Source organism: Myroides sp. WP-1 (assembly GCF_014145635.1).
GTDB lineage: Bacteria > Bacteroidota > Bacteroidia > Flavobacteriales > Flavobacteriaceae > Flavobacterium.
In genome coordinates, this window is sequence record NZ_JACHTC010000003.1 from 296,129 (window position 1) to 318,027 (window position 21,899).

General features: G+C 36.1%; 14 protein-coding genes. 2 read left to right on the forward strand and 12 right to left on the reverse strand.

The features are described 5' to 3' along the window. Nucleotides 1-226 precede the first annotated feature (226 nt). Together H4K33_RS04820 and H4K33_RS04825 are read left to right on the forward strand one after the other, a co-directional pair. Complete coding sequence (locus tag H4K33_RS04820; protein WP_182647340.1) at nucleotides 227-1,480, forward strand: dicarboxylate/amino acid:cation symporter; 1,254 nt, start codon at nucleotides 227-229, stop codon at nucleotides 1,478-1,480. Between the two features lie 39 nt (nucleotides 1,481-1,519). Further along, nucleotides 1,520-2,215, forward strand: a complete 696-nt coding sequence (locus H4K33_RS04825) for a DedA family protein (protein ID WP_182647341.1) — start codon at nucleotides 1,520-1,522, stop codon at nucleotides 2,213-2,215. A 74-nt stretch (nucleotides 2,216-2,289) separates the two neighbouring features. Here H4K33_RS04825 and H4K33_RS04830 read toward each other — a convergent pair whose 3' ends face one another. The 12 genes from H4K33_RS04830 to H4K33_RS04885 all read right to left on the reverse strand — a co-directional run bounded on the left by H4K33_RS04830 (nucleotide 2,290) and on the right by H4K33_RS04885 (nucleotide 21,892). Further along, complete coding sequence (locus tag H4K33_RS04830; protein ID WP_182647342.1) at nucleotides 2,290-2,625, reverse strand: ferredoxin; 336 nt, start codon at nucleotides 2,623-2,625, stop codon at nucleotides 2,290-2,292. 2 nt (nucleotides 2,626-2,627) lie between these two features. Beyond that, the gene (locus H4K33_RS04835; protein ID WP_182647343.1) at nucleotides 2,628-3,680 is read right to left on the reverse strand and encodes an NAD(P)/FAD-dependent oxidoreductase; all 1,053 of its coding nucleotides are present in this window, start codon (nucleotides 3,678-3,680) and stop codon (nucleotides 2,628-2,630) included. A gap of 109 nt (nucleotides 3,681-3,789) precedes the next feature. Next, entirely contained in the window at nucleotides 3,790-4,029 is a 240-nt protein-coding gene (locus H4K33_RS04840) for a NifU family protein (protein WP_182647344.1), read from the reverse strand. 22 nt (nucleotides 4,030-4,051) lie between these two features. Beyond that, the gene (locus tag H4K33_RS04845; protein ID WP_182647345.1) at nucleotides 4,052-5,182 is read right to left on the reverse strand and encodes an Mrp/NBP35 family ATP-binding protein; all 1,131 of its coding nucleotides are present in this window, start codon (nucleotides 5,180-5,182) and stop codon (nucleotides 4,052-4,054) included. 117 nt (nucleotides 5,183-5,299) lie between these two features. Then, on the reverse strand, nucleotides 5,300-6,595 hold the full coding sequence (locus tag H4K33_RS04850) for a TolC family protein (protein ID WP_182647346.1): 1,296 nt from the start codon (nucleotides 6,593-6,595) through the stop codon (nucleotides 5,300-5,302). Continuing rightward, nucleotides 6,588-9,014: an ABC transporter permease gene (locus H4K33_RS04855; protein ID WP_182647347.1), complete on the reverse strand. Its 2,427-nt coding sequence runs from the start codon at nucleotides 9,012-9,014 to the stop codon at nucleotides 6,588-6,590. Before H4K33_RS04855 ends, H4K33_RS04850 begins: the two co-directional genes overlap by 8 nt. 7 nt (nucleotides 9,015-9,021) lie before the next feature. Further along, on the reverse strand, nucleotides 9,022-9,834 hold the full coding sequence (locus tag H4K33_RS04860) for a GIN domain-containing protein (protein ID WP_182647348.1): 813 nt from the start codon (nucleotides 9,832-9,834) through the stop codon (nucleotides 9,022-9,024). 18 nt (nucleotides 9,835-9,852) lie between these two features. Continuing rightward, a complete protein-coding gene (locus H4K33_RS04865; RefSeq protein ID WP_182647349.1) occupies nucleotides 9,853-12,267 on the reverse strand; it encodes an ABC transporter permease in 2,415 nt (804 codons plus the stop codon). Between the two features lie 3 nt (nucleotides 12,268-12,270). Further along, nucleotides 12,271-14,688 carry an ABC transporter permease gene (locus H4K33_RS04870; protein WP_182647350.1) on the reverse strand — a complete coding sequence of 806 codons (2,418 nt, stop codon included), beginning with the start codon at nucleotides 14,686-14,688 and terminating at the stop codon, nucleotides 12,271-12,273. A gap of 2 nt (nucleotides 14,689-14,690) precedes the next feature. Next, the gene (locus H4K33_RS04875; RefSeq protein WP_182647351.1) at nucleotides 14,691-17,093 is read right to left on the reverse strand and encodes an ABC transporter permease; all 2,403 of its coding nucleotides are present in this window, start codon (nucleotides 17,091-17,093) and stop codon (nucleotides 14,691-14,693) included. A 2-nt stretch (nucleotides 17,094-17,095) separates the two neighbouring features. Next, entirely contained in the window at nucleotides 17,096-19,507 is a 2,412-nt protein-coding gene (locus H4K33_RS04880) for an ABC transporter permease (protein ID WP_182647352.1), read from the reverse strand. Between the two features lie 3 nt (nucleotides 19,508-19,510). Beyond that, nucleotides 19,511-21,892 (reverse strand): ABC transporter permease, encoded by a 2,382-nt coding sequence (locus tag H4K33_RS04885; protein WP_182647353.1) that lies wholly within the window; start codon nucleotides 21,890-21,892, stop codon nucleotides 19,511-19,513. Nucleotides 21,893-21,899 lie beyond the last annotated feature (7 nt).

Genomic DNA, 21,899 nt, shown 5'->3' on the forward strand with positions numbered 1-21,899 from the left:
ATCCAGAAAGAGAACTGTTAAAGCGACAGTTAGATAAAATTAGCACTATTGCTGCGGAAAGTCATCTTCTAGAAAAAAAAGATCGCATATGCTGAAATGAAAAATAGTGAAATAAAAAAAAGTTTGCTATTAATGAAGATTGGAAAGGTATTTGAAGTGTTATTTTTATCTAAAACATCGAATTATTATAAAAATAATAACTATTTTCACGGACAAAATTTTCACTATGAAAAACAATAAACTTTTTATTGCTATCATTATCGCCTTAGTATTAGGTGTTATCTTTGGAAGCATTATTCACTATTCACTGCCTGAATATATTACTGGTTTTTCAAAAAACATTAAACTGCTAGGAACGATCTTTATTCGGTTAGTTCAAATGATCATAGCTCCTTTGGTATTCTGTACACTAGTTGTCGGGATCGCTAAAATGGGCGACATGAAAATGGTTGGTCGCGTTGGAGGAAAAGCAATGGGATGGTTTATTACAGCCTCTATGGTTTCACTGGGAATTGGTTTAATTTTGGTGAATTGGTTTAAGCCAGGAGCTAATGCAAATTTCAATTTAGAAAACACTTCATCCGCTAACGATTTATTGACCAACACAAATGCTTTAAGCTTACAAACTTTTATTGAGCATTTAATTCCAAAAAGTGTCTTCGAAGCTTTTGCTCACAATGAGATCCTTCAAATCGTGGTGTTTGCAGTCTTTTTTGGTGTTGCTTTAGCGAGCATCGGCAAGAAGGGAAAAGTCATCATCAAATTGTTTGATCGCATTTCAGAAGTAGTATTAAAAATGGTTACTTATATCATGTGGACAGCACCATTAGGTGTATTAGGCGCTATTGCTAGTGCTGTTGCTCTATATGGATTGAGTATTTTCTTTACCTATGCTAAATATTTAGTTGCCTTCCTTTGTGGTTTAATTGTCCTGTGGGCTGTTTTAATCTTTGTCGGGTACCTAATTCTTGGAAAAGACGTTTGGCGCTTATTAAAGGCGATTAAAGAGCCTTTGCTCATTGCATTCTCCACAACAAGTAGTGAAGCTGTATTTCCAAAACTAGTGGAACAATTGAACAAGTATGGTTGTTCGCCTAAAATTGTTTCATTCACTTTGCCTTTAGGTTACTCCTTTAACCTTGACGGTAGTATGATGTACCTAACTTTTGCCAGTATTTTTATTGCTCAGATTTACGATGTTCCAATGACTTTAGGAGATCAAATCCTCATGTTATTAGTTCTTATGGTAACGAGTAAAGGTGTAGCTGGTGTTCCTCGTGCTTCCTTAATTGTTATCGTTGCCACTTGTGCCATGTTTAATATTCCGCCTGAGGGAATTGCCTTTATCTTACCGATTGACCACTTCTGCGATATGGGTAGAAGTATGACAAATGTGTTGGGTAATGCGCTATCAACAGCCTCAATTGATAAATTTGAACACAACAACGAGAACGACAGTTCTCCAATTACAGAAAGTTAAAAACACAACAAACACAATAAGACACAATAAAAACAAACTATGGACGAATTTCATTTCTCACAACTAATCAATCCTGAGTTCTATATCAATTTAGAGATTGCAGGTCACTCTATTGGAATCTATGTTGTATTGTTCATTGTATTTGCCGAAACGGGGTTATTTGCTGGTTTCTTTTTACCAGGAGATAGTTTACTATTCTTAGCAGGTATATACAGTACAGCTTTAATGCAAGAAATTTTCCCAATAGAAAGCGACTTTTTAAATGTTGCCCTCTTATCCACCTTAGTCGCCTTAGCAGGGATTCTCGGTAATAGTTTCGGCTATTGGTTCGGAGCCAAGAGTGGAAATTACCTCTACAATGTAAAAGATAACTTTATATACAAGAAGAAATACTTATACGAATCGAAAGTCTTTTTTGAAAGACATGGAGGAAGAGCTATCATCTTCGCCCGATTCTTACCTGTAGTAAGAACATTTGCACCCATCATTGCCGGAATCGTTCGCATGGATATTAAGCGCTTCATGTTATACAACGTGATTAGTTCATTCTTATGGGCTACTACGTTGATCTTTGCAGGACACTACCTACAAGTTTGGCTATTAGAAAGCTACAACATCAACTTAAAAGATTATATCGAGTATATCGTCTTGTTCTTAGTTCTAGCTACAACACTGCCAATCATTATTAAATTGGCTAAAAGAAAGAAAACTGAAGTAAGTACGGAAGAAGAATAAAACAAAAAAGCGACGTTTATAAAACGTCGCTTTTTTTTATAGTATTCGTTAAACCAATGGTTTTAACACTAGTTTTACTCTGCAGGAGCTAATTCTACAACTAGTCCTTCTAGCTCAGGAGCGATTCCAATTTGACAACCTAAACGGCTATTTTCCTTGACGTTTAATGCTTCCCAAAGCATTGCTTCTTCATCGGGATTCATTTCTGGTAAATCGACTTCATCAGCGTTGTGTACATAACACTGACAAGAAGCGCACATAGCCATTCCACCACAAATACCAATAGTACCTTCAGGTGCTAACTCATAAGCACGTACCACTTCCATGATATTCATACTCATATCTGTTGGTGCATCTACTTCGTGTTTTACACCCTCTCTATCAATAATTGTAATTTTAATATCTGACATGATTATTCAATTGATTTAACAACAGCTTTCTCCGCTTCTTTGCGTGTACCATCAAATCCATTAATACCAGAAACCGTCGTATATTTCAACACGTATTTCTTTCCAGGATTCAACATATTGTAAACACTTTGACACATCAAAGTTGCTTCGTGGAACCCACATAAAATCAACTTCAATTTACCTGGATAGGTATTAATATCACCAATTGCATAAATCCCAGGGATATTCGTTTGATAATCTAACGCATTATTTACTTTAATGGCATTCTTTTCAATTTCTAATCCCCAATCTGCAATTGGACCCAATTTTGGAGTTAATCCAAACAAAGGAATAAAGTAATCACAAAGAACTTCTTCACGTGCTCCTTCGCGATCTACAACTACCGCTTCTAATCTTGTTGTACCTTTTAATTCAACAATTTCCGCTGGTGTAACTAGTTTAATTTTCCCTTTATCTTTGAGCGCTTGTACTTTCTCAACAGAATCTAAAGCCCCTCTAAACTCATTGCGTCTATGTACCAAATATACTTCTGCTGCAATATCGGCTAAGTAAATACTCCAATCTAATGCAGAATCACCTCCACCGGCAATAACAATTTTTTTACCAGCAAACATTTCTGGTTTTTTCACGAAATACTCAACGCCTTTATCTTCATAATACGCTAAGTTTTCTAATTCGGGTTTACGCGGTTCAAATGATCCTAACCCTCCTGCAATTGCCACCGCTTTTCCGTGGTGTTTTGTACCTTTATTGGTCGTAACGATAAATGTACCGTCTTCTTGTTTTTCGATTGTTTCAGCAACTTCATTTAGAGTGAACCCTGGTTGAAACTGCTTGATTTGCTCCATTAAATTATCGACTAATTCCGCTGCTCCTACGGAAGGGTATCCTGGGATATCGAAGATGGGTTTTTTAGGATAAAGTTCTGTCAATTGTCCTCCTGGTTGAGGCAATCCGTCAATTAAATGACATTTTAACTTTAGTAATCCCGCTTCAAAAACAGCAAATAGACCCGTTGGTCCAGCTCCAATAATAATTATATCGGTTTCAATCATGATGTAGTTCTTTAATACAAAGGTACCCTTTGTAACGTTTATTAAAAATGATAAAAGTCAACTATTCTAAAGACAACTTGTTCTTTAGCAAATAGTTGACTTGTTATTTTTATCCAACATTAACTACCGTCTCGATTTCGGGTGCATATTTTTTAATTGTAGTTTCAACCCCTGCACTCAATGTCATTTGATTCACACTGCAAGCTGTACATGCACCTTCTAAGCGAACTTTCACGTGCTTGCCATCAACTATATCAATTAATGTAATATCTCCTCCATCGGTTTGCAAAAACGGGCGAATCTCGTCTAACGCCTTCATAACGTTTTCTCTGATAGTTTCTGATGCCATATATTTATTCTATAAAATGGTTTTATTTTTTTCCTACTGCTGAACATCCAGCCATAGTGGTAATTTTGATTGCCTCTGTTGGGGGCAATGAATCGTTGCGCATAACAACTTGTTCTACTACGTTTCTACTAATTTCTTCGAACACTTTTGCAACAATTGTATCTTTCTGTAAAGCTGCGGGACGACCAAAATCTCCTGCTTCTCTAATACTTTGAACAATTGGAACTTCTCCTAGGAAAGGCACTTGCAAATCTTCTGCTAAGTTCTTCGCTCCATTCTCTCCAAAGATGTAGTATTTGTTGTTTGGTAATTCTTCTGGCGTGAAGTAAGCCATATTCTCTACAATTCCCAAAACAGGAACATTAATGCTTTCTGAAGTAAACATCGATACTCCTTTTTTCGCATCTGCAAGTGCAACTGCTTGTGGAGTAGATACAACAACAGCACCTGTTACGGGTAGGGATTGCATGATTGACAAGTGAATATCACCTGTACCTGGAGGTAAATCCAAAAGTAAGAAGTCTAATTCACCCCAATCTGCATCAAAAATCATTTGATTTAACGCTTTTGCAGCCATAGGTCCTCTCCAAATGATCGCTTGATCTGCTTTTGTGAAAAATCCAATCGATAAAAGCTCTACACCGTATGAAGAGATTGGTTTCATTTTTGAACGTCCATCCACTTCAACCGAGATAGGTTTTGCATTTTCTACGTCAAACATAATTGGCATTGATGGCCCATAAATATCAGCATCTAATACACCTACACTAAAGCCCATATTAGCTAAACTAGCTGCAATATTTGCTGTAACAGTAGACTTTCCAACTCCTCCTTTTCCAGAAGAAATAGCTACGATATTTTTAATACCTGGAATTGCTTTTCCTTTAATTTCTGGCTTTTCGGGTGCTTCAACTTTTATGTTTACTTTTACTTTTGCTTTCTCATAAACCTGTTCGTGGATTACTTTCATCACATCCACTTCGGCTCTTTTTTTAATGTGTAAAGCAGGAGTCGATAAAACTAAATCAACAACTACCTCATCTCCAAAGGTCATCACGTTGTTAACTGCTCCACTTTCAACCATATTTTTTCCTTCTCCAGCAATAGAAATCGTCTCTAAAGCCTTCAAAATGTCTTTTCTATCTAATTTCATTATATGCGATTAGTTTTCAATATTTTACTATAAATCTTGACTTACGCAAATATAGCAGTTATATTTGAAATTTTGATGTTAATATATTCTAAATGCAAACCACTAGCTCACTTGATATTAAAGGTGATTTGCATAATTAAGTGCTCTTTTTTTACCTAAAAAAACGCGTTTTATCTCGTTTTGAATGAGGGCAAATTCCGCATTGAGCAACTGATTCTTAGCTGCATTAAATGAGAATATATCGGCCTTTCCATTTTCGTATTTTACCTGTGTGGTATGGAAGGATTTTTGGGCTAAATCAATGCTGTTTCTCAATCCTTCACTCAAGTTTTCAACCTGAGTTAACTCCTGAACTAATTGTTCATTTTCCTTGTGAACATATCGCTCTTTATCCTTTATTTTCAAGGTGTTCAACTGTCTTTCCACTTTGTTTTTTCTCAACTGTCGCGTTATGTTTCCCCGTTGAAAAATAGGAATACTCAACCCCAATCCAATATAGTGACTTTTGTTGTCTCCGAACTGTCTAGAGAAAGAAGCGACATCCCAATCTAAACTTGTATTAAAGGGTTTCGAATAGAATGTTCCCCACTGATAATTGGCAGATAATCGAGGATATCTTTGAGCGTTTAATGCCTTTTTATCTGCTTCTAAAATCGATTGATAAACGCGTACTTTTTCCAAGATAGGATTGAACTCATAATCCGAATTAAATCCAACAAATTCCCTCTCAAAGACCAGCTCAAAAGAAGCTAATTCTCCCTTATCAACATCTAACATTTGCACAAGCTGCAATTTCTGATTTTGCAACTCATTTAGTGTTTCTTGTATTCTCAGCTGTTCATTGTTAAAAATGTATTCAATATCATATTGATCGCTGCTGGGCTTAGCTCCAGCATCTACCTCTTTAATGACTCTATCTAAATTTAATTGACTGTTTGTCAATTGTAAAGCTTGTAGTTTATGGTATTCTTGTGTACCGATAATTTTAAAAAACAAATCCAATATGCGCTGCTGATAATAGTATTTCACTTCTTCTTGTTGTAAACTCGCATAGGAAGTATTCAATTTTTTTCTTTGTTGATCGATATAGTCAGACCAATCAAACAGGCTAATAGAAGCGTCAATTGACGTTTGCAACGATTGAATATTGGAACTCACTCGGGCATTTGTCGATGGGTTAATTGCCGAACCATAATTAAAACTCTGTGACACGATTGCCCCCACTTGTGGCAAAAAATAAGATGCTACACTCTGTTCTTGCTCTTTTACGACTTGTTTCTCAAGTTGAGCGATCATCAATTCATAACTATTCTCTTCCGCTAAACGCATACAATCACTCAACGTCCATTTTTCTTGTGCAAAGAAAAACTGGGTACAAAAGAATCCAACAATCAGCCAAATATGTTTATTCATAGTTTATATATTTCAGTGTGTTTATGCGAGTTGCTTGTAGGGCCTTCCACAATACCAACAGGATAGAAAAAATCATTAAGCTAATAAATGCTAATAGAAAAGGCCAAACGGTAATAGATATACGATAAACAAAATCCTCCAACCAACGTTGCATTAAATAATAGACGGGAAAAATTGAAATTGCGAATCCCAAGGTACAATACAACAGAAAACGAGTAGATAATTTAACCACTAACTCTCTTGTATTTGCTCCTAAGACTTTTCGAATAGCAATTTCTTTGAGTCTGCTTTCAATGCTAAACGATACAATAGCCATTAATCCAAATAGTGCAATAAACATCGATACCCCCATCAAACACATGAATAGCGTACGCTGATATAGTGTTTTTTTGTAACTCTTCGCGAAATCTTCATTGGCGAATTGATATTCCATGGGATAGGTATTGTCCACGCGTTTAGTCCAAAAAGTCTCCAATTGAGCTAAAGTTTCTTGTACATTCTCACTACTTATCTTAACAGAAATGGTGGAAATTAAACCCGTAAACCAATTGACAGAGTTGGGCATAAAATAAGTTACAGGAGAAATTGTTTGCGAAAACCCTTCGATTTTCATGTCCTTAACCACTCCGATAATTTCAAATTCTCTATCATTCCACCTCATTTTTTCCCCAATAATTCCATCGGAGAAATTAAAGGCGCGTTTATACGTTTCATTCACCACTATTTTATTAATACTATCTGAAGCTTGTAAACGATCAAAAAATCTACCTTCAAGCAGTTCTGCATCAAAAACCTTTAAAAAATCATAACCAACAGGTACATTTTTACTCTGTCTAGACAACTCGCCAATGTTATTGCTAGATGAACTACCATAACCTACTCCCATAAGCATCGAATGATTTGTCACAGCTTTTACGCCAGGCAATAGTTGAAGATCTGCTTCTACCCGTTGATAAATACTATTTCTAGCTTGATTATCTTTAATTTGAAAGCGAATATTGACTACTTGATCTCCATTAAAGCCAAGGTCTTCTTTTAAGATATGATCGACTTGTTTTTGGATAAAAATAGCGGTTGACAAAAAGAAAAACGCAATAAAAAATTGAAAAACCAAAAAGACATTTCGCAAGCGCATACCCGTTTTACTTCGCGCGAAATTGCCTTTTAAAACTTTAATAGCATCAAAAGAAATAACAAATAAGCTGGGTAATATTCCCAATAACAAGTATACACCTAGGAACAAAACCACCATAACATTACCTAACACCCCTAAATCAAAAGAGAGATCTCGATCAACGAGGATATTAAAATAGGGCATCCCCATCTGCACCAATACTAAGGCAATTAGAAAAGACAACAACGTGGTTATTCCTGCCTCAAACATCATTTGCATAAATAATTGACTACGCGTACTTCCCACTGCTTTGCGGATTCCGATTTCTTTTGCGCGTTTAAAGCTGTGTACTAATGTTAAGTTAATCGCATTGACCAAGGCTAAAACTAAAAGTAACAAGGCAGAAAACAGCATAATGTTAATCACTTTATTTACTGTTGGTCCAGCTCCTAACCCAAAAGAATTTGGATTTAAGTACACTTCACGCAATACGTTGAAATTCAAAACCATATTGTCTTTATAAAGCGTCTTTATCTCGTCTATGGTCTTGCCTTCTTGTTGCGCATATGCATCAAACACATCTTCGTAAATCACATCACGCAATTGTTCTTGTACGTCTTGTATTTGGATCCCTTCACGCAATTTGATCAATAAAGTATAATTGTGATCTCCCCAGTTATCTGTGCGATTTCGAGCGATTTGATCTTCGGTTAAATAAGAGGTCATTCCTAGAAAAGCTAAGGAACTATTACCCGGAATTTCATACACAAATCGAACGGTTAACATGGTTCCATCATTGAGTTGCACGAGTTTTCCAATAGGATTAACTCCTTCACCAAACAAACGCGTGGCCTGTCCTTTTTCAAGCGCTAAAGCATCTTTGTAATTTTCTTTATAATCCATTGCGCTACCATAAATAGCAACAAACGGATAAAACTCAAAGAAATTAGCTTGTTTTTCCTCTACGTTGTACAAAAAATCTGCTTTACCCTCAACGACAATACTCGTCTTACTTGAAGAAGTATAACTAAAGTTATACGCCTCTACGATTGTGGGTATTTTTTCTAATTGATTAGCTACAGGAGCAGGAAACCACGCTTTAAAATAAGATTCTTCTGTTCCTTCAACTTCATACACGATGTCTTTATTAGGGTTCCATTGATCAAAACTGTGTTCATTCTTCCAATAAAACAGCACAATGATTAGGGCAGCCATCCCAATGGCCAGCCCTAAAATATTGAGTATTGAAAACCAAAAACTTTTTTTAAAATGCCTAAAATAAAGCTTAAACCAATTAGAAATCATACTTCAACTATTTGCTTACTTTTTCAATTTTTCCTCCAGATGATTTGGTCACCTCAACTAAATTGGCAGATCCATACACCATTATTTTTCCTGATGAACTCGCTTTTCCTCTCACCTCATCTGAAACTGTAAAACTCATCATACCTGACGAACTCACTTTACCTTCTAATGTTGTAATTGTCATATCTTTTCCATCAATTTTAGCCGAACTAGACGCTTTTGCCGTTACTGCTTTTGCCGTTCCTTCTACTTCAATTTTAGCCGAACTACTTGCGGTTATATCCATTTTATTCGCTTTTAACTCTACATCAACTTTCGCAGAAGAGCTAACTTCTATAGCTGTATTATTGGCTACTTGGAATTTTCCTTCAATCTTAGCTGACGAACTCGCTGATAAATCTAAATTATCCGCTTGAATTAATTGTGTATTCAAACGACCAGAACTACTCGCCGTTGCTGTAAAATCTTTAGTAACTACTTTGTTGGTCAGGTTTAATTTAGCCGAAGATGAAACATATGCTCCTGAAAGTGTCGGATTACTTACTTGCACATGAACCGTTCCTCTTTTATAATTAAACATTCCTTTAGGCGTTTCGAAATACACTTGTAAAACACCATTTTTAACTTCTGTTTTTACATACTCCATGTCTTTGGCATCTTCTACCTCTACATCTACACTTTTACTTCCTCCATAGGTAAAGTCCAGCTGTATGTTACTAGATACCTTTACGGCAGAAAAATCTGCTACTTGTCTTTTTTCTTGCTTTTGAGCAAATACTGTACTTCCAATTAAAAGGAAGATTATCGCTAATTTTTTCATTTGATATATATTTTAGGGTTATTCATATTTAATGTGTTGAACAACGTTCATTTGCAGAACTTGACGTACTTTAAGGATCAGGATTACCAACGTCAGTAGTATTAAAAATAAAAACGCTACAACAAAGTTAATCCAGCTGATTTCGATGCGAAAAACGTAATCACTTAACCAAGCATTGAGAAAATAGTAGCTTGGATAAAGTGCCAAACCAAATCCAGAGCATCCGATCAGCACGTATTGTTTAATTAGTTGCCTCATTTGTTCATGGTTGGATGCTCCTAAAACTTTTCGAATGGCTATTTCTTTGTATTGATTACTCAAATTAAAAGAAACCAAACTATATAAGCCAAAAAGAGCGATAAAAACAACCATTCCACTTAGAACCAGCAAGATATTCCGTTCCTGAATAGTCTTGCCAAATAAATTTTTAAAACGTTGATCTAAAAATTCATAGGCAAACGGATAGTCTGAGACATTCAATCTCTCATAGGTTGTTTCGATATTACTCAAAATTTGCTCTGTGTGTTTGGGATCAAAACGCACGTAGAGTTCTTGAATATTTTCATACAACCAAGGTACAGTTTGCATACAAAAGAACAACATAGGTTCATAATCCGTTTTAAGTCCAGCTGTGTGATAGTTGCTCACAATTCCCACAACAGTAAACACTTTGTTATTCCAATTCAGTTGTTTGCCAACAATATCAGGATCGCCAAATTTATCCTTCAACTTTTGGTTAATCATAATATTGCTAATCGTGTCAGAAGAAAAGCGGCTGTCGAGCATTCTCCCTTCAACAATTTTGATTCCCAACATCGATAAAAACGCATCATCCATTCCTACATTCATCACTTGTACAGCAGTTCCTTGATGCGAGATGGAACTAGAATTATATCCAAAACCACCCAAGGGTAAAGAAGTACTTCCGACGGCTTTTATACCTGGTATTTTAGTTAATTCATCCTTATATGTTTCATAAAAAGAACCTCTTTCCTTTCCATTTTTTGCTGTGGAGAACGGGACAATTAGAATTTGTTCTTTGCTAAACCCTAAATCTTTGTCTAACATATAGTTGACTTGTTGATATACGATAGTTGTGCCTATGATAAAGAAACTAGCTATCGTAAATTGAATCCCTAACATAACAGAACGCAAGCCAAACTGTTGTTTTGTCTTGAGTAATTGTCCTTTTAACAAGCTAAGTGTGGAAACCTTTCGCATAATCACAAGCAACAATATTGCTACTAAGCTAGCGAGTACGCTTACAAAAACAACACCTAATTGCAAGGCTTGAATGAAGTTAAAATTTAGAGCTGAACCTAGAAAAACGCGAAGAAAAGGAAGCGACATTTCAATAAAAACGAAGCTTACCCCCAATGCTAAACACAAGGTTATACTGTTTTCAACAAACAATTGTCCAAACAACGTTTTATTTGTACTTCCCACAACAAGGCGAATCCCCATTTCTCGATGGCGTTTCAGACTCTGTACAAGGGATAAATTGATGTAATTGACCACAGATAACAAGAGAATTGTTACAGATAATCCAATCAAGATATACAGTCGATTGGTATTAATCGCGTGTTCTAAAGTGCCATTAAAAACACTATTTTCGATCATATGCTGTCCTGACAACGGAAACAAGCGAAAGTGTTCCATACTTTCTCCTTCATCTGCTAAATACTCCTCTACTGTCTTTCCTTCTTCTTTAGCCAATCGGGTATACACGTGTTCATACATCAAATTCGACATGTAAGATGTCACTTGGTCAAGCTGTGCGTCATCGGCGATCTTCAAGTACAAGGTCGCGTTGTAATTGCCCCAATTGTTCTGATTGGCAGCAACGCTTTTCTCTAATCCCGAAAACAAGATATTTGGCGCAATTGAACTACGCGTATCGCCAAAGGAATAGATCCCCTCAATGGTGTACCACTCGTCTTGATAGCGAATTTTTTTACCCAGTACATCAGCGCCAAACAATTGTTCGGCATAGGTATCTAAAACCAATACGCTATTGGGTTTGTCTAGTGCATTACTCCCTTCTACCCAAGCAAAGGGAAAGAAATCAAAAAAGTTAGCTTGAACAACTAAGCCTTTATCAAAAAACACTTTTTCACCCTCCACCTCTAAACTACCTGACTGATAATTAGACAAATACATATACGATTCGATAAGCAGTTGTCCTTCTTTCAAAGCAGGCCCTACGGGATAGGGGGCTAACATCCAAATATCGCCATCACCTAAGTCCGCACTAACCAGATACACCTCATCTTTATAGGGGTTCCATTGGTCATAACGCACTTCTTCTTTGTAGTATAGATACGCTACTAACACACCCCAAAACCCAATGGCTAATCCGAGTATAGTTAAGACAAAATATACCTTGTTTTTAAGTTGGTGCGCCCAATATATTTTCAACCAATTCGTAAACATCTTCTATTCGTATTTGATGTATTTCAATACATTTATATGAACCGCTTTGCGTGCTTTAAACCAAACAATAAGCATAATAAAACACAACATCACAACCAAACTCATAAGATAGATAATCCACTCAATATCGATGCGATAAGCATAACCACTTAACCAACTTTCTAATAGGTAATAACTTGGAAATAGAGCAAGTACAAAACTAATTACTCCGTAATACACATATTGAAGCATCAACTTTTTTAAGAGATGAAAAGAGTTTGCTCCTAGTACTTTGTGAATGGCAATGGCTCTTAATTGACTTTGTATTACAAAAGAAGCAATGGCAAATAAACCAAACAAGGCCACAAAGACCACCCCGATACTTAAAGCATTAAACACTTTTCGCTCAAGTAAAACTTGTTCGAACGATTGTGCAAACTGTCGATCTACAAATTGATAGTTAAAGGTCAAATTTTGATCAATGGTAAATTTTTTCCATTTTTCTTCAATCGCTTTGATGGTTTGTTCGATGTTGTCCTCTTGTTTGATTTTGACATATACTTTTTCAATACTCCCCATCTTATTCGCTACCCCTTTCATATAAAAATATACCGTTGGGCTTACTTTCTCTTCTAGATTAATGGAATTATAGTCTTTTACAACCCCAATGATGTTGTATGAACTACTGGTTGTACGCAATGTCTTTCCTAAGGGATTTGCTATCCCTACCTCGCGAACGAAAGTTTCATTCACCACAATATGTTGAATGGAATCAGACGCATATAACGGATTGTAACTTCGTCCTTGGACTAGGGGAATTTGAAGAAGTTCAAAATAGCCGTAATCAACTTGTACCAAGGTATAAACGAAATCCTTGTCGTCAATCTTTCCAGAAGTTGTAGCAGAACCGCTACGTCCAAAAACTTGATCTGATGCAGATACTCCTTCCACCCCTTTGATTTGCTCTACTTCTTTTTTGAAAACCTCATATTTTTCTAAAAGCAAGTCATTGTTATACCACCTCAGCGCTTCATTCATATTAAAACTGATGATTTGATCACCTTTAAATCCTAAATCTTTATTGAGCATATAATGCACTTGCTGATTAAAAATAAAGATACTACTAACGAAAAAACAAGCAATTGCAAGTTGGAGAATTAAGAATATCGTTTTGAGCAAAGATCCCTTTTGGGTAGACAAAAAATTACCTTTCAATATTGTAGTTACTTGTTGTCTTGTTATATACAATGTAATAATCCCTCCTGTAAGTGCAGATATACTGATCAACAATAAAAGAAAATAAACGCTCACCTTGGCGATAGATAGTTCTACTTGTGTGTCGACCATCAGATTGAGATAAGGCAACATCATTCCCATAAAAAACACACTAATCCCCAGTGCTATACTCAACGTTAGGGCTGTTTCAAATGCAATCTGTCGCACGATATATTTTGTACTCCCACCAAATATTCGTCTTACACCCATTTCTTTTGTTCGCGATAAAAACTGAGTAATGGAAAAGTTGATAAAATTAACTACGGCTAAACTAAAAATAACAACGGCCAATCCCCAAAAAATATAAATCATCTTGAGGTTTCCACTTCCTTCTGGCGTTAGTTTTCCATAGGGACTTAATCGCACAGTAGCTAAATCTTTCAAGAATATGGGTGCATTGTTCATTTTATCTTGCTTCATCTCTTCAAGACTTACACCATAGGCTTCGGCCATTGGTGTAAAGAAGTGTTGATCTAGTAGTACATCAATAGCCTCCAACGTCTGATCGGGTTTGTCCGTTTTGATCAATACTCCAACAAAACGATCTCGCCAATTTGTTCGTGTTGCAATCATTTGGTCCATCACCGCTATAATCGCCTCCGGCATAAAACTACTTTTTTGATCTCCTAGGGTAAAAACCCCTGTTACAACCATCCACTCCTCATTCATATATATTTCCTTCCCCAAAGGGTTTACCCCTCTTCCAAAAATTTCAATGGCTTTTTGTTCCTCTAAAACGAGGCTTCGTTGATCTGGAAAAGCGGTTTTTGCAGATCCATAAACAAACGTATAAGGAAAAAAATCAAAGAAATTACTTTGAGCAGGTAATACCTTTGTGAGCGTGTAGGGAGTTTTTTCATTTTCAATTACTACCTCATCATATCCTGTGTAATAGGTAAAATCTTCGATAAAAGGATAGTTTTCTTTCAGTGCTTTTCCCAAGGGGAAAGGCTGGTTGATTGACGCATAATCGTCATGATTATTCAACACCATAAAAATTCTATCCTTATCGGGATTTGCTTGATCATAGGCGTGTTCATCTTGATAATTAATTACAGCCATGGTTAGGAGTGATAAGCCAAAGGCCAACCCCAAAACGGTAAGAATAAAATAAATTTTATTTTTTAACCAATGATAACGATAAACTTTTAACCAATTAATCAGCATACTTATTCATATTTTATATACTCTAATACATTTACTTTTGTTGCTTTGTATGCGCGGCTAACTACGATAGCCAAGGTTAATAGTCCCATAAGCACAAAACAAACAACATATACTTCATAACCTATCTCAATGCGATAGGCGTAATCCTTCAACCATTGTTGTAACAGGTAATAACTTGGAAAAATAGACAAGCCAAAACCGATCACACAAAAAACAAAATACTGATACGATATTTTTAGGATCAAATGACTCGTTTCTGCTCCTAAAACTTTTCGAATAGCAATTTCTTTTAATCGTGTCCCAATGGTAAACGAAGACACTGCAAACAAGCCAAAAAGAGCAATAAATAAAACAATATAGCTCAAATACAACATGATCTTTTGATGTGATTTCGTTTGTTCAAACGATTGCGCAAATTTTTGATCTATGAACGTATAGGTAAAAGGTTTTGTGGTCCCTTTGTTCAACGACAGCCACAATTTTTCTACTTCTGGTATGAGGGCCTCTAGCTGCTCAACCTTCACTTTCATACTGACATCTTCAAAGAAAAAGTTTCGTTCTTTGGGTAGCGCAAACATCTTTGGACTGATTGAATGCGTTAAACCTGTGGTATGAAAATCTTGTACTAAACCAACAACAGTCTGATTTGCTAACGTCAGTTCATCTATTGTTTCTCTGTTCAATTGACGAAGTAAACTCTCATTAATCAATACATTTTGTTGCATGTCATTTGAAAATTGCTTACTCAAATAACGACCTTCTTTCAACTTCACTTGCATCATTTCTAAATATCCCTCCTCCACGTGAAAGACCTCTGCTTTTACATTTTTCCCTTCAAAGGGAAAGAGCATTAGATGTCTACTTTTTTCTTGCTCACTATAATCTAAATCCGTCATACCTACTTGTTCGACTCCTTTGATTTTTAGTGCTTCTTGTTTAAAGGTTAAGTAAGTCGTATTACGCAACGCTGGATCAACTCCTTCCATAAAGGGAAAAGCAATAATCTGATCTCCTTTAAAGCCGAGATCTTTAGTAGTCATGAACTTGACCTGTTGATAGATCACATAGGTTCCCGATATAAACCAACACGCAATAGCAAACTGAATCACTAAAAAACCATTTTTCAATAAACTCCCTGCTCTACTGCGATGAAAATCACCTTTTAATACATTCAACACCTTGTAGTTTGCTCGATACAACGCGGGTATTAATCCGCCAAAAATTGAAAGCAGTACATAAATACCCAATAGTACGACTAGTACCTCAGTAACTCGAACTTCAATATCAGTTGCTAAAAACACATTAACTATAGGCACAAACCAAAGCACAACAGTAATGCTTAGTAGCATTGCGAACAGAACAACAACAGTATTTTCAAAAAGAGCTTGTTTCATAATTGTTCTTTTATATCCACCTAACACTTTTCGAATACCTACTTCTTTTGCTCTAGACAACGACTGTGAAAGCGATAAATTCACATAGTTAAAAAGCGATAACACAAATAGCATCCAAGACAGTCCAACAATACTGTATAACAAGTTTTTCTTCACGCCTGTTTCTGGTAAAACCACTGCACTAGAATTCGTAAAATGTAAATCCAACAAAGGATGTATCACCATTTTTCTGTTGTGAATGCCGTTGGTTTTTTCTTCAAAATCACCCCAAGCAAACCCTTCACTTTTTGCCAAAGGTTTTAAATAGTAATCCGTATAAATAGCTTCCGCAGCTTGACTAAGTGCGTCTCCTTGCTTTGTTTTTATCAAAACGGATGAGGCGCTATAGTTCCAAGTATCCAATAATTCTTCTACAATAAATTGATGATCGTTAACTACTGCATCGGGCATAAAGCTACTGCGCTTATCTTCTAAGTCATAAACAGCTATAACCGTATAAATCTCATCATCTACAACAAGTTGTTCTCCTACAGGATTTACACCCTGACCGAAAAGAAGCATCGATTTTTCTTTTTCTATAGCAATTTCACGAGGGTTTTTAAAGATACTTGACGAAACGCCATATACCAGCTTATAAGGAAAAAAGGAAAAAAAACTTGCATTGGTTTGCAAAGCCTTCTCAAAAGTGAACTCCTTTTTTTTGTACCCAACTTCAGCGGGGAAATACCCACTGTATAACAAGTAATCTTCTACAAAACTATTTTTGTCTTTGAGCAATCGAGATAAAACATAAGGCTGAAAACCTGAAGAGAATTCCTCCCCTTGACTTTCTAAAAAATAAATATGTTCTTTATTCTCATTCCATTGATCAAAAGATCGTTCCTCATGCCAATACAAGGTAGAAAATAAAACTGCTGTTATACCAATAGACAGGCACAGCATATTCAACAAGAAATAGGTCTTATTTTTCTTACTGTGATAGATCCATATTTTCAACCAGTTATTCAACATGTTTATTCATATTTTATATACTCTAATACATTTACTTTTGTTGCTTTATATGCGCGGCTAACTACGATAATTAAAGTTAAGAGCACGATCAGTACAAAACACACAACATAAACTTCATAGCCTATCTCAATGCGGTAGGCATAATCCTCTAACCATTTATTCAACAAATAATAGCTTGGAAAAATAGACAGACCAAAACCGATAAAACAGTAGATTAAATACTGATAGGATAATTTTCCAATCAGTCCCTCTCGACTTGCACCTAAAACCTTGCGAATTGCAATCTCTTTTAACTTGGTACCAATCGTAAAAGACGACACCGCAAAAAGACCAAATAAAGCAATAAAGATGACGATATAGTTCAAATAAAACAGCACTCGTTTTTGCTGCTGTATTTTCTCAAACGTTTCTGCAAATTGTTTATCGATAAACTGATAGCTAAAAGGCGCCTTAGTCTCTGGATTAAATGTAAGCCACAATTTTTCAAGCGCAGGAAGAAATGTGTCGAGTTGTTCTACATCTACCTTCATTGTAACCTCATAAAAGTAAGTATCTTCTCCATTGGGCAACATAAACATCATAGGAGAAATGGTATTTTCTAATCCATTGGTGTGAAAATCTTTGATCACTCCAACCACGATTTTGTCATTAAGTTTGAGTCCTTCCACACTCGTTTCCCCTAATTCTTGAAGTAGTTTTTCATTGATGAGGATATTTTGAATACTATCATTCGCCAAATTGGTATCTAACCAACGTCCCTCTTTCAACTCCATTTCCATCATACCAAAGTATGAAGCCTCTGCCTTAATATTCATCGCCATTATCTGAGGATTCTCCTTATAAGCGAAAATACTTATGCTAGACATGCTGTTGTTATTTCCAAATCCCAACCCTGAAACAGCCACCTGCTCAATTCCCTTTATTTTTAAAGCTTCCTTTTTAAACGTTTCATATTGCTGCACTTTTGTTTTGTCATAGACTTCGGGCAAAAAGTGAAAAGCAAGCACTTGGGATCCATTAAAGCCCAACTCCTTTTTGGTCATATAAGCGGCTTGTTGATAGACAACATAACTTCCCACACTAAACCAGCAAGCGATGGCAAATTGCACGATAAGAAAGCTATTTTTAATCCAGCTCCCGGAACGAGAACGAGAAAAATCTCCTTTTAATACACGTAAAACACGGTATTGGGCGATATAAAGTGCAGGTATTAATCCGGCCAACAGCAGTATTAAAACATACACCCCAACAAACAAGAAGACAAATGCTGTGAATTGCACGGAGATATCTACTTTTAAGTAAGCGTTAGCAAAAGGCCTCACCCCTAAAAAAAAGAAAACACTTAAGCCAAAAGCAAGACAAATCGTCCACGATGTTTCCATCAAACTTTGCTTGATAATCGTCCATTTAACACCTCCCAATACTTTTCGCACGCCAACCTCTTTGGCGCGATATAAAATCTGACAAAGCGCTAAATTGACATAGTTAAACAAGGACAATAAAAACATCAAGCTAGATAAACCAACAATGATGTAAACCATTTTTACATTCGCTTTGGGTTCTAGTATATTTCCTGTTATACTTGCCTCCCTTTGAAAGTGAATCTCAGGGAGGTGATGCAATTTTGTATCTAACGCAATAATCCCTTTCATTTGCGTAATAAAATCATCCACTTTCATATTCGACTCTGCAGCCCAAGGAGTAAAGTAATACGTTTTGTACAGCTCTTCTATTGCTTGTATGGTTTCTGAAGGATGCTTCGTCTTCACTAGAATGCCCACTTTCGGTTGCCTCCAAGCGGCTTGTTGTTCTGCGGACAAAAACTGATACGTATTGACAACAGCTTCTGGCATAAAGCTACTTTTCTTGTTTTCTAAGGAGTATACCCCAACCACCGTGAAAAAATCCTCGTCAATTTTAACCTGTTTGCCTATCGGATTCACTCCTTGCCCAAACAACAAATCCGATTGCTTCTTTTCCAATACTAATTCATTCGGATGTTGAAACAACCCTTCTTTGGTTCCATAGACTAGGGTGTACGGAAAGAAATCAAAAAAGCTTTGATTGGTAGCTAATATCTTATCCAAACGATATTCTTTTGTTTGGTGTTCTACAACTAGCGATTGATACTGTCCATAAAGCAAATAATCGTCAATCCACTGGTACTCTTCTTTTAATTTTCCAGCTAGAGGAATAGGATGCCCACTTAGGATGACTTTCCCTCCACCACTTTCGACAAAATAAATCGTTTCTTTATTTTCATTCCATTGATCGAACGAATATTCTTCTTTAAAATAAAGTGTCGACAGCAATACAGCCGTTATACCGATGGCTAAACACAAAAGAGTCAATAAGAAATATACCTTGTTTTTCTTACTGTTATAAACATATATTTTAAACCAATTTTTCAGCATACATTATTCGTATTTAATGCGTTTTATAAAATCAACTCTTGTGGCAATCTGTACTTTGGTCCAAATGATCAGATAAACCAGACCGACGATTAATAGAAAGGAAAACACAAAAGGATATCCTTCTATTTCTTGTCTGTATTTAAATTTGTTTAACCAGGTATCCATAATCCAATAAACTGGATATACGGCGGCTAAACAGGCCAAAACCACGGCTTTAAAAAATGGTTTTCCAAAGAGGAAAAAAAGTTCACGCGTACTAGCCCCTACTATTTTTCGGATGATAATCTCTTTTTGTCTTTGCTCTAAATAGAGCGATAGACTTGCGTAAAGGCCGAATAAGGCCATAAAAACAACTGCAACATTCCAAATGAAAAACATGCGTTTTTGAGATTTAATATGTTGATAGTTTCCTTCAAATTGTTTAGAAATGGTTTGTTGTTGAAAAGGATATTCATAATCGACATTGACGATCCAAAACGATTGCAAACGCTCTAAAGTTTCTGCTTGATTAACTGTTGGATCCAATTCGATAGACAAATAATTAATTCCGTAGGGTAGAAATTCGATATCTTTCCATTGAAATAACAGAATAGGTTGAATTGCATCTTCAAACCCAGCACTAAAATAATTTTTCACAACCCCTTCAATAAGGTAAGTACTTCGATCATACGAAATAACATTACCCAAAGCCTCTTGGGGTGTAACACCCATTTTTGCTGCAAATTTTTCGTTGATCCACACCTTTGGTAGGCTGTCTACTGCAATAGGTTGATAGGCTATTTTCTCAAATCCTACCATATCGATATAGTAATCATCTATTCCCTCCATGACAAAATCAGGAATCTTTTGCATGCCATAATACGCCGTATACTTATTGTTAATCGACTTATCTTCGTAGGCTATAGTGGCTAGTGCAACTGTTTTAATCCCTTTGATCTTCTCGATTTCACGCACGAGCTTATCGTTTCGATAGAGTTTACGGCGAATTTGTTGGGTAAAAAGTTTGACTTGCACCACTTGATCTCCTTGAAAACCACGAGGTTTTTCTTCCATAAAATGCACTTGTCGCGCAATAATCCATCCACCTACAACAAAGAAAAAAGCAATAGCAATTTGAACAAACAAGCTGCCCTCTCGTAATCGAAGTCCTTTATTTCGCTTTTTACACGCTTTCACTTGATATAACTGACCAACGAGTCGAGTAACATAAAGGGAAAGAATACTTCCAGCTAAAAGAACAACAACACTGATGACAAGCACAATTCCACTCCATAGTACTTGATGCTTAATGTGAATCGACTTGTGTAAAAACGCATTGTAAATAGGCATACTAAACTCCACAAGCATTAGAGCTATTCCCATAGCCATCAATACGTTTAGCAGCGTTTCAAATCCAATTTGAAGTCTCAATTGTCCTTTCGAACTACCGAGCATGGCTCGAACTTGAAATTCTTTCAAACGCGCTAAAATTCCCGCTTGATTAAGATTGATGTAGTTTAATACCGCCAATAAAAAAATTAAAATAGAACAACCAACCAGTAGATTGAGCGTTTCTTTATTTGTTTTCCCTTCCAACAAAGCCGTTTGTTTCGAAACAAAGCGTCCCTCTTTCAACGGAGATAGAAAAACATTGTATTTTTCCATCTTTTCATTTGTTTCGATCAATTGATCTTGATTGCTCTCAATCCATGTGATCAACCTTGATGCCATCGATGAAAGATCATTTACCTGTTTCACTTGAACAACTAAACCTCCTCCATTTTCTTGCCACAGGGAAGGTTCTACCTCATCATTCCACTCCATATTCATCAACACAACATCGGGCATAATCGTAGCCTTGTGATCGAGCTTATATACACCCGCCACTTGATAAGGACTATGGGCCAAAGAGAGTGTTTGACCTATTGGATCTTGATAAGGAAAGAATTGTTGTGCTACTTTTTCAGAAATAGCAATACGCATAGGGTGTTTGATTACCTCATCTGCACTGCCGTACACAAACTCAAAATTAAAAAAGTCAAAAAACGTGGGTTGTGTATTTAATATTTTATTGACAACCGCTTGATGAAAATTGCTTTCTGCATAGAAATCAATATAATCTAAAGCGTAGTAGCAATAATTGTCAATTTCTCCTTGTTGTAACAATTGAGGACCGACTGCTGCTGGAACAACAATAGCATTGGCTTCTTCACCAACGGTAACATTAACTTCGTAATATTGTTCTACATGGGCAATCCATTTATTATAACTCCATTCATCTTGTAAGAAAAACAAAGACAGTAACAAACACGCAATACCGATGGCCAAACCTAAAATTGTCCAACAAAAGAACAAAATTGATTTTTGAATGTTTTTACTAAATGTATTGAACCAGCTGAACAACATAGTATTG

Excerpts from the sequence above, each read along its gene's own strand:
- H4K33_RS04820 (WP_182647340.1), top strand. The coding sequence starts at position 227 with ATGAAAAACAATAAACTTTTTATTGCTATCATTATCGCCTTAGTATTA.
- H4K33_RS04825 (WP_182647341.1), top strand. The coding sequence starts at position 1,520 with ATGGACGAATTTCATTTCTCACAACTAATCAATCCTGAGTTCTATATC.
- H4K33_RS04830 (WP_182647342.1), bottom strand. The coding sequence starts at position 2,625 with ATGTCAGATATTAAAATTACAATTATTGATAGAGAGGGTGTAAAACAC.
- H4K33_RS04835 (WP_182647343.1), bottom strand. The coding sequence starts at position 3,680 with ATGATTGAAACCGATATAATTATTATTGGAGCTGGACCAACGGGTCTA.
- H4K33_RS04840 (WP_182647344.1), bottom strand. The coding sequence starts at position 4,029 with ATGGCATCAGAAACTATCAGAGAAAACGTTATGAAGGCGTTAGACGAG.
- H4K33_RS04845 (WP_182647345.1), bottom strand. The coding sequence starts at position 5,182 with ATGAAATTAGATAGAAAAGACATTTTGAAGGCTTTAGAGACGATTTCT.
- H4K33_RS04850 (WP_182647346.1), bottom strand. The coding sequence starts at position 6,595 with ATGAATAAACATATTTGGCTGATTGTTGGATTCTTTTGTACCCAGTTT.
- H4K33_RS04855 (WP_182647347.1), bottom strand. The coding sequence starts at position 9,014 with ATGATTTCTAATTGGTTTAAGCTTTATTTTAGGCATTTTAAAAAAAGT.
- H4K33_RS04860 (WP_182647348.1), bottom strand. The coding sequence starts at position 9,834 with ATGAAAAAATTAGCGATAATCTTCCTTTTAATTGGAAGTACAGTATTT.
- H4K33_RS04865 (WP_182647349.1), bottom strand. The coding sequence starts at position 12,267 with ATGTTTACGAATTGGTTGAAAATATATTGGGCGCACCAACTTAAAAAC.
- H4K33_RS04870 (WP_182647350.1), bottom strand. The coding sequence starts at position 14,688 with ATGCTGATTAATTGGTTAAAAGTTTATCGTTATCATTGGTTAAAAAAT.
- H4K33_RS04875 (WP_182647351.1), bottom strand. The coding sequence starts at position 17,093 with ATGTTGAATAACTGGTTGAAAATATGGATCTATCACAGTAAGAAAAAT.
- H4K33_RS04880 (WP_182647352.1), bottom strand. The coding sequence starts at position 19,507 with ATGCTGAAAAATTGGTTTAAAATATATGTTTATAACAGTAAGAAAAAC.
- H4K33_RS04885 (WP_182647353.1), bottom strand. The coding sequence starts at position 21,892 with ATGTTGTTCAGCTGGTTCAATACATTTAGTAAAAACATTCAAAAATCA.